Genomic DNA, 14,095 nt, shown 5'->3' on the forward strand with positions numbered 1-14,095 from the left:
AATGAGCGCCGAGGCCGAATCGGAAGAAAGAATTAAAGCACAAGAAAAATATAGAGAGATGAGTATAGCTGAGTTTTTTGCCAAAAATAAAGAATTAGCGGGCTTTTCAAATCCAACAAGAGCTATATATCAAACTGTTAGAGAACTTGTAGAAAATTCTTTAGATGCAACGGACAGTCATAATGTATTGCCTGAGGTTAAGATATCAATAAAAGAGGTAGAGGCAGCTACAGATGATAAGCCTGCTAAATACGAGGTAGCAGTTGAAGATAATGGTATTGGAGTGCCTCCAAATGAGATAGCAAATGCTTTTGGTAAAGTTTTGTATAGTAGTAAGTATGTAATTAGACAAACAAGGGGTATGTACGGCCTCGGTGTTAAAGCAGCAATATTGTATTCTCAGATGACAACAGGTCAACCCGTTTTTATTGTATCTTCTACAGATTCAAGTGATAATATTTATTATAAAAAATTACTAATAGACATTAAGAAAAATGAGCCAGTTATAATTGAAGAAGGTCAACTTCTTAAAAGAAGTAATTGGCATGGTACAAAAGTTTATCTAACATTAGAAGGTGATTGGATAAGAGCAAAACAAAAAATTATTGAATACATAAAAAGAACAGCACTTATAGCTCCTTATGCTGAGATAGTTTTTGAAACCCCAGAAAATGAAATATACTATTTTCCAAGGGTTACCAAAAAAATGCCAAAACCACCAAGTGAAGCAAAGCCACACCCTCATGGCATTGATATAGAGCAACTTAAAGCCATGGTTTCTTTTACAAAAACAAAAACAATGCTAGAATTTATGGTAGAAGAATTTCAGAGTATAGGTGAAATAACTGCAAGAAAGTTTCTTGAAAGCATAGGTATTGATCCAAACATGAATCCTAAAATGCTTATTGAAAAAGGAAACTCAAAACTTTTGCAAGTAGTGGCTACTGGATTAAGAACATACAAAAACTTTAGACCTCCAAGAAGTGATTATCTAAGTCCAATAGGTGAAGAATTAATTGAAGTAGGTTTGAAGAGATTATTTAATGCTGAATGGGTAAAGGCTATAACAAGACAGGCTAGGGCATATGAAGGTCACCCATTTATAGTTGAGGCAGGAATTGCTTATGGAGGTAACATAATTCCTACAGAGGAGCCCGTGCTGTTAAGATATGCTAACAAAATTCCATTATTATATGAAGAGAGAGAAGATGTTTCATATAAGGTAGTAAGCTCAATAAACTGGAAGCTATATAATATTGAAGAGCCTATGCCATTAGTTGTTTTAGTTCATGTTGCCAGTACAAAGGTACCTTATAAAGGTGTTGGTAAAGAAAGTCTTAGTGAAGTTCAAGAGTTAGAAAGTGAAATTAAAAATGCTGTTCAAGAAATTGCAAGGAGTTTAAGGTTATATATTTCAAAAAAGAACAGCGAACGTACATTAAGAGAAAAAATAGTAACTATATCAAAATATATTCCAGAAATTGCTAGAAGCTTATCCATATTATCAATCCCCCCGGATAAATGGGGTACTGATGGGAAAAATAATAATGAAAAAATTATTGAAAAACTTGTAAAAATAGTGTCAAAATCTATAGAATTGCCTAAAATTGATGGAAAAGAAGAAGATCCAGAAAAGATAGTTAGATCTGTTATAGCAAATGTTAAATTAGAACAATGAGGTGTAAAAAAGAATGTCTCATATAGACAAAATTGATATAGCAGCTAGAAAGAAAGTAGCTGAAATATTTCACAAGAAATTCAGTGAATTGTCTGAAAGTATAGAAAAAGGTAGTCCACCTAAATTAGAAATACCAATGAGAACTTTAGCTAACACAGTTTTTGATCCTAGTAAAGGCATTTTGAAGCTTGGTATAAGGAAAATAGAGAGGAACTTCTTAAATATGAATGAAACAAAGAAATTTATGCAAACGTTATTAATGGCTTCAATTATTTATCAAGCATTGGTTGAAAACGAATACCCAACAATAAGAGATCTATACTATAGAGGCAAGCACACAATATTGTTTAAGGATTTGAATGGAAAGATCAAAGAAGAAAATACATGGGAAGAACAGTCAGAAAGCGATGCATCTATAAGAGACGTAGAGGTTATGACAGGATTATTGAGGGAAGATATGCTAATATTAAGTAAAGAAAAAGGAAAAGTTGTAGGAAATATGAGAATAAGGAGCGGTAATGATGTTATAGATTTATCTAAATTAGGTCATGGGGCTTATGCTATAGAATCAACACCAGATTTAATAGAGTTTTTAGATTATGATGCTGAATTAGTTTTAGTTGTAGAGAAAGATGCAGTATTTCAACAACTTCATAGGGCAGGTTTCTGGCAAAAGTATAAGGCTCTCTTAGTTACAGGTGCAGGTCAGCCTGATAGAGCCACTAGAAGGTTTGTTAGAAGGCTTCACGATGAGCTAAAATTACCTGTATATATATTAACTGATTCAGATCCTTATGGATGGTATATTTATAGCGTGTTTAAGGTAGGCAGTATACAGTTAAGTTATGAAAGTGAAAGATTAGCGACACCTAAAGCAAAATTTTTAGGAGTATCAATGAGCGACATATTTGGTTATGGAACAAAAAAGGCATATTTGAACGACGAAGAAAGAAGGAATTTTATAATAAAGGCCAAAGATGTTGACATAAAAAGGGCTAAAGAGTTAATGAAGTATTCATGGTTCCATTCAAAGCTTTGGAAAAGAGAAATAGATATGTTTATGGATAAAAAAGCAAAACTAGAAATAGAAGCTATGGCAAGCAAAGGATTAAAGTTTTTAGCATTTCAATATATTCCTGAAAAAATTCAGACTCAGGATTGGATTGAATAAAATCATATAGATATCCTTTTCATAAGTCCATGTATTAATAGAATAATTTATATTTAGTTTAATAGAACTATATAAATTAGGTGCTAAGTTTGGTCTCAATTAAAGCAGTTTATACTTCCGGTAGCAAATTTAAAAAAATTGTACAAGCTTTAGCTAGGATTAACGATGAAGGATTATTTCATTTTAGCAGCGATGGGCTGACGTCTTGGCTTTTCAGCCCAGACAAAACAATTTTAGGAATTTTTAAAGTTTCATCAACTGCCTTTGAAGAACTTTCTGTAGATTCTGATATTACTCTAACTGTTAACATGAGTGAATTGAGCAAGGTGCTTAGAAGATCCACAAGAAATGATAAGATAGTTCTCCAATATTCAACTGGAGATAGTTATATGAGAGTAACATTGGTTGATGAAAAAACAGGTGTAGAGAGATCATTTGATGTGTCGGGTGGGGAATCTGAAGAAAATGAAGTAAAAGAAATTAAGATGAATCCAACAGTTCGTTTTATAGTATCAGCAAATGACATAGATACTCTTGTAAAAGATGCAAAGTTAGTTGGTGATGTTATTAAAATAACTGGAAAAGATAATCAGATAATAGCTGAAGTTAGTGGAGAAGAAAAATATTATCAATGGATTATGAAAAAAGATTCACCACTTCAAGAAGTCTCTATTGATGAAGAATCAACGTCATCTTATAGCTTGAGTTCATTGAGATCTACAATTGAACCAATAACAACTATAGCAGAAAGTGTGAATCTAGAATTTACTACAGATTACCCTCTAAAGATAGAGTTTAGTATATCAGGTCCAGAAGAATTTGTTATGTATATAGCGCCAGTTAGTTCATAATTCTATTGCCATTCTTCTTTTCTAATAATATTATAAAAATTAAATATAATCCTAACGCAAATGAAAATATTGAAGAAAATACAATACTATTTTTTGGTGCTTTTAAAATCCAACTAATACCATATCCTACAACCCATCCAAGCAATTGCATAGTATTTATTAATGATATTCCTTCAGGGGATTTAGGGCTGCTCCAATAATCTAAGCTTAATGGTATAATTGCTTCTCTCATTCCGAATACTAAGGAAAAGGGCCAATAGAAATAAAAAAATGAAATTAATGAAAAAATTAGAAGAGATATTGGAAGTCCTAATTTGTTAACTCTAGGTAGAAAGAAACCTGAAATCATACCTAGTGTTTCTAATAACGAATCTATTAGGCCTATCAAAAAATAATTCATATGATAGACTCTTACCAATTCTACCATTAGAAACGGTGTAACCAATGCTATAGGGATTATAGATAAAAAAGGGGTCGGATCTTTTTTAATAGATATTTTAAATGATCCTCTTTCAACTTTATCGTTAATAGGAAAAATAACAAATCCCGATGCGCATGTTAATAATCCTCCCAAAATAAATGGAATCTTTAAGCTAATCACTTGTGCAGATGATCCTCCTAGAATAGGGAATATTACAGCAGGCAAAACAGATATAGCCCATATTTTAGTAAGTGTTCCAGATTCTTTATTTTTCATTAAAGAATAATAGTTAGGTAACGATATATAAAACAAGTAAGATATTACCGATGCAAACAACAAATCAAAATAGCTTTTTGCGTATGGTATGATAAATATTCCTAAGCCGGATAAAAGCATACCTAAAATAATGGTATTTTTTTCTCCAATTTTTCTGAAAAGAAGCGCACCTAATATTGGGAAAGGCAAACTAATTATTTCTAAATAAGTAAAAAACTGGCCTAAATTATTTTCTCCAATATATTTGGCTACTAATATAGAATAAAATGGGTAATAAACGTAGAATCCGGCGCCCCAAATAAGCCAGCTTATTGTTATCAGTATTGAATTTCTGTCCAATTTTTCACCTTTTTGTGACATTGCTTTTAATTTATAAATCAAGTAGATGGGCCCGGCCGGGCTCGAACCGGCGACCTCCGCCGTGTAAGGGCGGCGTCCTAACCACCTAGACTACGGGCCCTAATATAGGTCTCGGCGACCACACCCGGCTCAGGTCCCATTTTCCAATGCAAATTACCCTTTATAATTTTTATCTCTATGCTTTTTTCGAAATTTAAATTTCTTTAATTTAGATACCCATAAAATTTAAACCTATAGTTTTTTATAAATTATGGGGAATAAATTATGGGCGAGCAAAATGAAGGATTTAATAGTACAAAGCAAATATTAAAGTTAAATGAAGGAGAGAAAACTAAGGTCAGAGGATGGATTTACAGAAAAAGAGATCTAGCAGATAATATATTTATAGTTGTAAGAGATTCTGAAGGTATAATTCAAACAGTTTTACCAAGGAAAAATGCTCCACAAGACTTAGTTTCTTTAGCAGAAAAATCTACCATAGAATCTTCAGTTGTTATAGAAGGTATAGTTAAAAATGATGAAAGAGCTCCAGGCGGTAAAGAATTGCAAATAGAAAATTTATCAATAATAGGGCTTTCGGATGACTTTCCAATAAAGGGAGGAGAAAGCATAGACTACTTATTAGATATAAGACACTTATGGTTGAGATCTAGGAAATTAACATCGATAATGAAAATAAGACAATCAGTTTTGGAAGGATTAAGAGAATACTTTAAGAAAAACAACTGGTGGGAAGTAAATCCTCCAATATTAACGCAGAGTGCTGTTGAAGGTGGAGCTACTCTGTTTGAGGTCAATTTCTTTAACAAAAAAGCATATCTAAGCCAAAGTGCGCAATTTTATTTAGAGGTTATGATATTCAGCTTAGAAAAAGTTTGGGCAATAACTCCAAGTTTTAGGGCAGAAAAAAGTAGGACTAGGAGACATCTTTATGAATACTATCATTTAGAAGGAGAAGCTGCATGGATGGGTATGAAAGATATGATGAATCATGTAGAAGGATTAATTAAGAGTGCTATTAAGAAGGTTTTAGAAGATAGGCTGGAGGATTTAGAGATAGTTAAAAGAGACACAAATATACTCGAAAACTCATTAAAAACAAATTTCCCAGAAATTACATATGACGAGGCGATATTGAAATTAAAAAATAAAGGAATTAACATAAAGTGGGGAGATGATATAGGAGCCGATGAAGAGAAAGTACTAACAGAATACTTCGATACGCCATTTTTCCTAACTATGTTTCCAAAGCATCTCAAAAGTTTCTATATGAAGATAGATGATAGCAGACCAGATGTTGTATTGGGCTTTGATTTAGAAGCCCCAGAAGGATATGGAGAAGTAGTAGGAGGTAGTCAAAGAGAAGATAGTTATGAAAAACTATATAAAAGAATAGTTGAAGAAGGTTATAACCCAAGCGATTATCAATGGTATTTAGATTTAAGAAAATATGGCACAGTACCTCATAGCGGTTATGGGCTTGGTGTAGATAGATTGGTAACATGGATAGCTGGACTAGATCATATAAGAGATTCCATACCTTTCCCAAGATTTAGAGAGAGAATATATCCATAAAGCGACAAATAAAACAAGAGGATAAAATTCATGTCTAAGAAAGTTTGTTCTTTACTATCAGGAGGTAAAGACAGTACTTATGCTTTGCACAAAGCAGTAGAGTTCGGTTACGAAATATCATGTATAGTTAGCATAAAACCTATTAGAAAAGATAGTTATATGTTTCATTTTCCTATGGTTGAACTTACTTCTCTTCAAACTGAGTCAATGGGATTAAGAAAAGTACATCATATATTAAGTTTAAGTGGTGAAAAGGAAAAGGAGGTTGAAGAACTTTATTACGAATTATCAAGAATAAAAAAAGAAAACGATTTTAATACATTAGTTATAGGAGGTATAGCTAGCCATTACCAATTAAATAGATTTAAGGCATTAGCAGAGAAACTAAGTATAGATCTTTTTGATCCTCAGTGGGGTGCAAATCCTGAAAAATATATGTATGACTTACTCGATTATAATATACATTTTATTATAACTCAGATAACTACATATGGCATACCAATAGAGTATTTAGGAATAGAAATAAATAAAGAAATAATAGATAGAATTATAGAATTTTCGAAAAAATATGGATTCCATGCAGCATTTGAAGGAGGGGAAGCAGAAACTTTTGTAATAAATGCCCCGCTTTTTAGAAAAGGAATTTGTATCGAATCTTATAAGAAAAAGATAAGCGATTTTGAGTATTCTTTACTTCTTAAAAATGCATATTTATGTGATAACGCAAAATCAACAATTTTAAATTCTTAAGTCATTTCAGTTAGAAAGACAAACTTAGCAATTTCATGGCATTTTTTGAAGTTGTTGAAATTATGGTATTCCTTTCTACTTTTTTAATGCCTGATATAAAGTCAATGAATTTATAAAGCATCAGAGGAGAAAGTCTTACTCCATGATAATTGTATGGTCCATCGCTTTCTAATACTACGCTACTGAGCGGGGTATTTTCTATAATTTTTTGATACTTTTTTTGTATCATTAGCGCTGCGTTTAATGATATCACATAATCTTCTCTAATTATTTGATCAATTAAAGTTAAAGGGCCAGTATACCAATGGAACATGGCTTTCTTTACTTCTTTATTTTTCAGAATATTTAGAACTTCATTCCATGCGTTCGGAGAATGTATGTTAATCATTGCATTTAATTCTTTTGCTAGGTTTACGAATAAAAGAAAAATTTCTTCTTGCATTTTATAGGTATCTTCGCTAAGGAATCTTTTATCTATTCCAACTTCTCCAATACATTTAAGTCCATTCTTTTCAATTATTTTTAGAATTATTTTTACTTCTTCCGTTTTGCCTTCTTTGATCATCCATGGGTGGAAACCTCCGCATGGTATCACATTTTTAGGGTAACTATAGCTTAGCTCGATTATTTTATTTAAACTTTTTATGTCTTCAGATACAGCAACTACTTTTATGTTACTTTTGAATATTTCTTCTAATTCATTCTCCTGAAATTCGTTTAAGTGACAGTGCATATCATAGATCTCCATTTTTGCATCATCTATCTTTTTCCTATCCTTTTATATAAAAGTTTTGCTAACATACCCATTCAAAAAGATTTTAAAATCGCAAAATGCTTAAAATTAATCATTATTAATATATATTGTTTCAAAATAAACAGCTTTTCTTTCGATAGCTTTTTTTATAGATTCTTCTTTATTAGTTAAGCTAGATTTTCCGCTTTTTATTTCAACAAAATATATAGACTTCACTTCATTATTCTCTAATCCGTCAAATACCACATAATCTATGGGTGATCCAATAAATCTTGCTTCTTTTGGATTATGTTTAAAATTAGGCATATATGGCGCAAATTGTTCATAGACCTTCCCAGAAATAACAGCTCTGCTTTGCTGTATAGCTTCCTTTCTTGCTTTTTCTATTGATTCCATTGCTATAACTTTAGCCTTTTCATTGGCTATTTCTTGTATGCTACTTTTAATGCTGTCAAGTTTAACTGATTTTCTCCAATTAGATATATAAAGATAAAGTATTACCACTAATTCAATAAGTATCATAAAGATTAATGAATAGATCGTTATGCTCAAATTGATCTCCCACAAGTTTAGTGAGATTAAAACATTAAAAGGGTTAGACACTAAATTACTAAAAGGCATTAATGATGGGTACAAAGTTTGCATTCGTCACAGGAGGAGTGATGTCAGGTATAGGAAAAGGAATAGTTTCAGCGAGTACTGGATTATTGCTCAAATCGAGAGGATATAGCGTTGGTATTATTAAAGTAGATCCGTATTTAAATGTCGATGCTGGTACAATGAATCCATATGCTCATGGTGAAGTTTATGTTACAGAAGATGGAGGAGAAACAGACTTAGATTTAGGGCATTATGAAAGATTCTTAGGTATAAATTTAACTAAAAAACACAACATAACAACAGGTCAAGTTTATTTTAATGTTATAACTAAAGAAAGAAGAGGAGAATATTTAGGAAAAACAGTTCAAATAATACCTCATATTACTGATGAAATAAAAAATAGGATAATCACTTTGTCAAAAGATACAGGAGTAGATGTAATGGTTATAGAAATTGGCGGTACGGTTGGAGATATAGAAGGTCTACCATTTTTAGAAGCAGCAAGACAAATGTGGGTTGATTTAGGGCCAGATAATGTAGCATTTATTCATGTAGCTATTTCTCCAATATTATCTGCAACAGGGGAGCAAAAGACTAAACCTGTTCAACACAGCGTGCAGGAGTTAAGAAGGATTGGAATACAACCTAATGCAGTTATTGTCAGAAGTTCAAGACCTCTAGAAGAAGAATCTAGATATAAGATTGCATTATTTTCAAATCTTCCGAAAGAATCAGTTTTTAGCGATCATGACACTTTTACACCATATGAAGTCCCTCTTATTTTAGAAAGCCAAGGATATGGCAAATTCTTAACAAAAAGATTTAATATAGAGGAGAGAGAAGCAGATTTAGCATCATGGGAAGAATTTGTTAATAAGCTAAAATCGATAGATAAGCAAGTCCCTATAGCTATGGTCGGAAAATATACTAAATTAAAAGATAGCTATATAAGTATAACAGAGGCATTAAAAAGTGCAGGAGTTTTTACAAGTGTTATGCCAAAATTAATTTGGGTTGAAGCGACCGATATTGAAAATGGGCAAATAAAAGTTGAAGATGTTTTACAAGATGTTAAAGGAGCGGTTGTTTTACCAGGATTTGGAGCTAGAGGAACTGAAGGCAAAATAAATGCAATTAAATATTTAAGAGAAAATAATATACCTATGTTAGGAGTTTGCTTTGGAATGCAACTTTCAGTAGTTGAGTTTTCTAGGAATGTATTAGGACTAAAGGATGCAAATTCTACAGAAATAAATCCAAATACACCCTATCCAGTTATTGATTTGTTACCAAACCAAAAGAATATAGATTATATGGGAGGCACGATGAGACTTGGGGCGTCAAAAATAAATGTTGTTAAAAATACTACGGTATACGATTTATATAGAAAAGAAATTGTTTATGAAAGACATAGACATAGATATGAGGTTAATTTAAAATTCTTAGATAAGTTAATTGATGCAGGAATTAAAGTGAGTGGTTGGAGCGATCAAGGATTAGTCGAATTCATAGAATTATCTAAAAAAGATCATAAGTTTTTTGTAGGAACACAACCACATCCAGAATTCACAAGTAGACCACTAAATCCGAATCCATTATATGTTGGTTTAATAAAAGCTGCAATTTGATTTGATATAAATTAAAATTTAACCTTAAGATCTAAAAAATATAAATAATAAGCCAATTATTATTGGTTTGGGAGAAAATATGATATTGAGCGATAGAGACATTAAGATTCTTTTAAAATCGGGGGAATTAGTAATAGATCCTTTGAGTGATGATACAATAAGGGAAAATGGAGTAGATTTAAAGCTTGGAAGAGAATATTGTGCATTTAAAAAAACAAATACTATTCTAGATCCGAATAAACCTGGAAATGCTAACGAATTTTACGAGTGCGATTCATCGGATAGTTTTGTAGTAGAATCTCATAGACATTATTTGCTTCACACTCTTGAATATATTAAGTTACCTTCTTATCTTGCTGGTTTAGTCAACTTAAGAAGTACATGGGCAAGAACGGGAATATATATACCTAGCACTGTTACAGATGCAGGATTTGAAGGTCAATTAACCATCGAGGTTATAGGTAGCGAATTTCCGGTAAAGCTTTATGCTGGTGATAGGTTTTTGCATTTAATATTAGTTAAAATGGAAACACCTTCAGAAAAACCCTATGAGGGTAATTATAAAGGGCAAACCGGAGTTAGGCTCCCAAAATTTTTTAACAATAAATAAGATTAAAATACAAAGTCAATATTACTTCAATAAGAAATTAAAAAATTTATTAATCGTTATAGTTTTTATATTGGAGAAAATTACGTTAATATTTTTACTCATATATTCATTTATTTATTAATAGCTTTTAGACTATATTATTTTTTACTAATTCTTAATTTTTATTTATTTTTCTTCTTTATAATAAATTATAATAGAAATATTTGAATTTAAGATTTGAATAAAGTGTAAAGTTATAATTTTAAGTTTTGATTAAATTTTCACCCAATATAGTATAATAAATGTTAATGTAAAAATTTATTACAATTTAAGTTTTATAAATTAGTAGCAAATAGCTATTGAGAGTGAAACGCTTGAAAAAATACTACATCGAGACATTTGGCTGTGCTCTTTCGGAATTTGATAGCTCAACTATGGACTCTATATTATCTCAAAACAATTTTGAAAAAACATCAGAGATAAGTGAAGCAGATATTATAATAGTTAATACTTGTGCTGTTAGATTAGACACGGAAGCAAAGATATTGAAGAGACTTAAGGAAATTAAGAAAAACTACGGCAATTCAAAGTTAATAGTTTCAGGTTGTTTAGCTAAAGCTAGACCATCTCTAATTAATAGAGTTGTCCAAAACGCAAGCCTAATATCTCCTCAAAACGTAACTAGGATATTAGAAGTTGTTAATAATAAAGATAAAATAGTATTAATTGATGGTGAGAGGAATACAGATTTTATTCCAACACCTCCCATAGAGGACAGCATTGCAACAATTATGATAGAAGAAGGCTGTGTTGATAATTGTAGTTTCTGCATTACGAAATTGGCTAGAAAAACTTTAAGATCATATAAGCCCAGAATTATTATAGAAGTCTTTGAGAAGCTAGTAAAAAATGGCGTTAAAGAAATTAGATTAACTGGTCAAGATATAGCCGCTTATGGATTAGATTTTAATCCTAAATTTAGACTTGATGATTTGATTAACACAATATTAGATAAAATAAAAGGAGATTATAGAATAAGAATTGGAATGATGACACCAGATAAGTCAATTGAAATAATTGATAATTTACTTAGTTATTATAATGATGAAAGGATATTCAAATTCTTCCACATACCAGTCCAATCAGGAGATGATGAAGTTTTAAAAATAATGAATAGAAATTATACTATAGATGATTATAAGCAATTACATAACAAAATAAAATCTAAATATCCAGATTCTTTATTTGCTACAGACATTATAGTTGGACATCCAGGAGAAGATGAAGAGGCTTTTCAAAATACGGTCAAACTTGTTAAAGATTTAAGATTTGAAAGGGTTTACTTAGCTCAATACAGTATAAGACCAAGAACTAAGGCAGCATATATGGAGCAAGTTCCAGAGCCAATAAAAAAGGAAAGAAGTCTAATTTTAAATGAAGTAATTAAGCAAATAGATTTGGATATATATAAAAAGTATGTTGGTAACGAATACGAAGCATTAGTTACGTCTCATGGATTTAAGAAGAATTATGTTATGGCAAGATTAAATAATTATTTTCCTATTGCAATTAAAGGTGATAGCGATTTAATTGGTAAGAGAGTAAAAGTAAAAATAAGTAATGCTACATACTTCGATCTTAGAGGGGAAGTAATAGATAGGAATTATGAAAAATCTTTACTAGAAATTCATACTATATCAGACGGCAATTAAATCATTTAAAATTATTTAATATTGTATTTATTTCTTTAATTCTTTAATACCTTTATACTTGATTTTTATTATTTTAATTCCAAGTTTTACAGCTAATTTTTGAATCGAATAATCGTCTGTTGCTAAATAAACTTCTTCGCATTTTTCTTTGTATTGTAAAGATAGCGCTAAAACATCTAGATCAGTTTTACTTAGTTTGCTAGAAAGTTTCCATTTCTTTGCCTCTTCTTTTATTTTTAATAAAAATTTAGTATCAGGATCTATTATAGATAGCTTATCTGCATTTATAATTATATTTAATATATTTTTGGATGCCTCATCTTTTACTTCTTGTATAACAGATGAAGTAGTTATACTCTTATCCAAATTACTTAATACAAACCCTGAAAATATGGCTCCAGTATCTAATATTATGCAATTATTACCAGTATGATAATAACCTAGAGAATAGTCTCTCATAATAGCTTTCCCACCATCTAAATCTTGCTATTTTTGCTGGTTTATCGCATAAAGTTATTCTAAGAGAAGACTTAGACCTGCTTGCTATTTTTTCTTGTCCATCAATATTTATGAAATAATTTCCGCTGTCATCTTTTATATTAATATCAATATATCCACTATATGGAAATACTACAGGTCTTATATGAAGTTGAACTGGATTTAATGGGGTTAAAATTATAGAATTTAGCCTGGGATCAATTATAGGCCCTCCTGCGCTTAGGCTGTAGGCTGTTGAGCCAATTGTTGTTGATACAACTATACCATCTCCATCAACACCATAGATTCTATCTCCATTATAATATGCATCAAGCTTAACTAACGATCCATCTGAGGTAAAAATTACTATATCATTCATAGCACAATTTTTAGTTTCTCCGTTAAATATAGGTTGTAATCTGGGATACTCAACCAAAGTGAACTTGTTATTTATAAATTCATAGACTTTGTTTTCTACTTCATATTCTTCCACGTCTAACATAAAACCTCTTTTCCCAGCTCTAATAGCCATTATTATTGAGTTTCCTGTCTTTTCTCTCATTACAGTTCTTAATAAAGTTCCATCGCCTCCAATTACAATAATTTTGTTAGGTGGATTTATTTCGATGTTAAAATCGTCTATAGTGTTTATATCGCTGTAGTTTTCTTTGCTTTCTTTTTCTAAAATTGGTTGTTTATTGTATTTAGTAAGAACTTTTATAACTTTTAAAGCAATTTCTTTTGCAGTTGTACTATTGGGTTTTATTACGATTCCATATTTTTCGGTTGACAAACTGTCCACCATACAAGTATAATAAGATATAAGTAGTCTATAAAACCTCATCTTAATCTATAATTATAATAAAAATCTTTTATTAAGATACCTTTATGCTTTTAGATAAACGATTTTTCTAACTATCGTAAATATTTGTAGGCCAGGATAATAACCCGCCTTCTGTTTAGTGGCATTTGACTCTGCGGATTTAGAGGGCTTGCGTGGCTCCTCATAGCCCTCTACCTTGCTCCGCTGGGGTCGGCCGTTTCATCGCATCCTCCATTATCTTCAGCAGATTACTATCTTCTTGTTGCCAAGAAGATCTTGCTGCATCATTATCATATAATGGAGGCCGTTTCGTTTCTGTGCCGTTGCCTGAGGTATCACCTCAGCCAGAGGCCCAGCTGCCACCGAGAGGGCGGTGTTTCCTCAGGCCAATAGGCCCGTCAGCCACTATCCTGGCCTACAAAATTATATA

Annotated in this window: 13 protein-coding genes, 1 tRNA gene and 1 other RNA gene; 8 read left to right on the forward strand and 7 right to left on the reverse strand. The window is 31.3% G+C overall.

Going from position 1 to position 14,095, the window contains the following annotated elements; genetic code table 11:
- Positions 1-31: 31 nt before the first annotated feature.
- From ACP5GV_RS01305 to ACP5GV_RS01315, 3 genes are all read left to right on the forward strand, one after another.
- Positions 32-1,678: a DNA topoisomerase VI subunit B gene (locus tag ACP5GV_RS01305; RefSeq protein WP_428101936.1), complete on the forward strand. Its 1,647-nt coding sequence runs from the start codon at positions 32-34 to the stop codon at positions 1,676-1,678.
- Between the two features lie 13 nt (positions 1,679-1,691).
- The gene (locus ACP5GV_RS01310) at positions 1,692-2,849 is read left to right on the forward strand and encodes a DNA topoisomerase IV subunit A (protein ID WP_428069297.1); all 1,158 of its coding nucleotides are present in this window, start codon (positions 1,692-1,694) and stop codon (positions 2,847-2,849) included.
- An 80-nt stretch (positions 2,850-2,929) separates the two neighbouring features.
- On the forward strand, positions 2,930-3,700 hold the full coding sequence (locus ACP5GV_RS01315) for a DNA polymerase sliding clamp (RefSeq protein ID WP_428089245.1): 771 nt from the start codon (positions 2,930-2,932) through the stop codon (positions 3,698-3,700).
- On the opposite strand, the gene ACP5GV_RS01320 is transcribed toward ACP5GV_RS01315, so the two are convergent.
- Together ACP5GV_RS01320 and ACP5GV_RS01325 are read right to left on the reverse strand one after the other, a co-directional pair.
- On the reverse strand, positions 3,690-4,736 hold the full coding sequence (locus ACP5GV_RS01320; protein ID WP_428101852.1) for a hypothetical protein: 1,047 nt from the start codon (positions 4,734-4,736) through the stop codon (positions 3,690-3,692). The genes ACP5GV_RS01315 and ACP5GV_RS01320 overlap by 11 nt on opposite strands.
- Positions 4,737-4,783: 47 nt before the next feature.
- A tRNA-Val gene (locus ACP5GV_RS01325) sits at positions 4,784-4,857 on the reverse strand.
- A 164-nt stretch (positions 4,858-5,021) separates the two neighbouring features.
- Here ACP5GV_RS01325 and asnS point away from each other — a divergent pair.
- Together asnS and ACP5GV_RS01335 are read left to right on the forward strand one after the other, a co-directional pair.
- Complete coding sequence (asnS, locus tag ACP5GV_RS01330; protein ID WP_292320466.1) at positions 5,022-6,332, forward strand: asparagine--tRNA ligase; 1,311 nt, start codon at positions 5,022-5,024, stop codon at positions 6,330-6,332.
- Between the two features lie 30 nt (positions 6,333-6,362).
- Positions 6,363-7,082 carry a diphthine--ammonia ligase gene (locus tag ACP5GV_RS01335; RefSeq protein ID WP_428101854.1) on the forward strand — a complete coding sequence of 240 codons (720 nt, stop codon included), beginning with the start codon at positions 6,363-6,365 and terminating at the stop codon, positions 7,080-7,082.
- Between the two features lie 10 nt (positions 7,083-7,092).
- Here ACP5GV_RS01335 and ACP5GV_RS01340 read toward each other — a convergent pair whose 3' ends face one another.
- Both ACP5GV_RS01340 and ACP5GV_RS01345 read right to left on the reverse strand, forming a co-directional pair.
- Entirely contained in the window at positions 7,093-7,830 is a 738-nt protein-coding gene (locus tag ACP5GV_RS01340; protein ID WP_428069289.1) for a TatD family hydrolase, read from the reverse strand.
- A 93-nt stretch (positions 7,831-7,923) separates the two neighbouring features.
- Entirely contained in the window at positions 7,924-8,388 is a 465-nt protein-coding gene (locus ACP5GV_RS01345; protein WP_428101856.1) for a Holliday junction resolvase-like protein, read from the reverse strand.
- A 74-nt stretch (positions 8,389-8,462) separates the two neighbouring features.
- Here ACP5GV_RS01345 and ACP5GV_RS01350 point away from each other — a divergent pair, with 74 nt between their 5' ends.
- The 3 genes from ACP5GV_RS01350 to ACP5GV_RS01360 all read left to right on the forward strand — a co-directional run bounded on the left by ACP5GV_RS01350 (position 8,463) and on the right by ACP5GV_RS01360 (position 12,365).
- Entirely contained in the window at positions 8,463-10,064 is a 1,602-nt protein-coding gene (locus ACP5GV_RS01350) for a CTP synthase (protein ID WP_428101858.1), read from the forward strand.
- A 79-nt stretch (positions 10,065-10,143) separates the two neighbouring features.
- Positions 10,144-10,674 (forward strand): dCTP deaminase, encoded by a 531-nt coding sequence (gene dcd / locus ACP5GV_RS01355; protein ID WP_428069285.1) that lies wholly within the window; start codon positions 10,144-10,146, stop codon positions 10,672-10,674.
- Positions 10,675-11,018: 344 nt separating this feature from the next.
- Positions 11,019-12,365, forward strand: coding sequence for a tRNA (N(6)-L-threonylcarbamoyladenosine(37)-C(2))-methylthiotransferase (locus tag ACP5GV_RS01360; RefSeq protein WP_428069332.1), 1,347 nt, complete (start codon positions 11,019-11,021; stop codon positions 12,363-12,365).
- A gap of 27 nt (positions 12,366-12,392) precedes the next feature.
- Here ACP5GV_RS01360 and ACP5GV_RS01365 read toward each other — a convergent pair whose 3' ends face one another.
- The 3 genes from ACP5GV_RS01365 to rnpB all read right to left on the reverse strand — a co-directional run bounded on the left by ACP5GV_RS01365 (position 12,393) and on the right by rnpB (position 14,082).
- Positions 12,393-12,824, reverse strand: a complete 432-nt coding sequence (locus ACP5GV_RS01365) for a hypothetical protein (RefSeq protein ID WP_428069283.1) — start codon at positions 12,822-12,824, stop codon at positions 12,393-12,395.
- Complete coding sequence (locus ACP5GV_RS01370; protein WP_428101860.1) at positions 12,787-13,635, reverse strand: NAD(+)/NADH kinase; 849 nt, start codon at positions 13,633-13,635, stop codon at positions 12,787-12,789. The genes ACP5GV_RS01365 and ACP5GV_RS01370 overlap by 38 nt, the downstream gene beginning before the upstream one ends.
- A gap of 139 nt (positions 13,636-13,774) precedes the next feature.
- Positions 13,775-14,082: RNase P RNA component (gene rnpB / locus ACP5GV_RS01375), an RNA gene on the reverse strand.
- Between the last annotated feature and the right edge of the window lie 13 nt (positions 14,083-14,095).

Origin of the sequence: Caldisphaera sp. (assembly GCF_049974385.1) — an archaeon.
Classification (GTDB): Archaea; Thermoproteota; Thermoprotei_A; order Sulfolobales; family Acidilobaceae; genus Caldisphaera.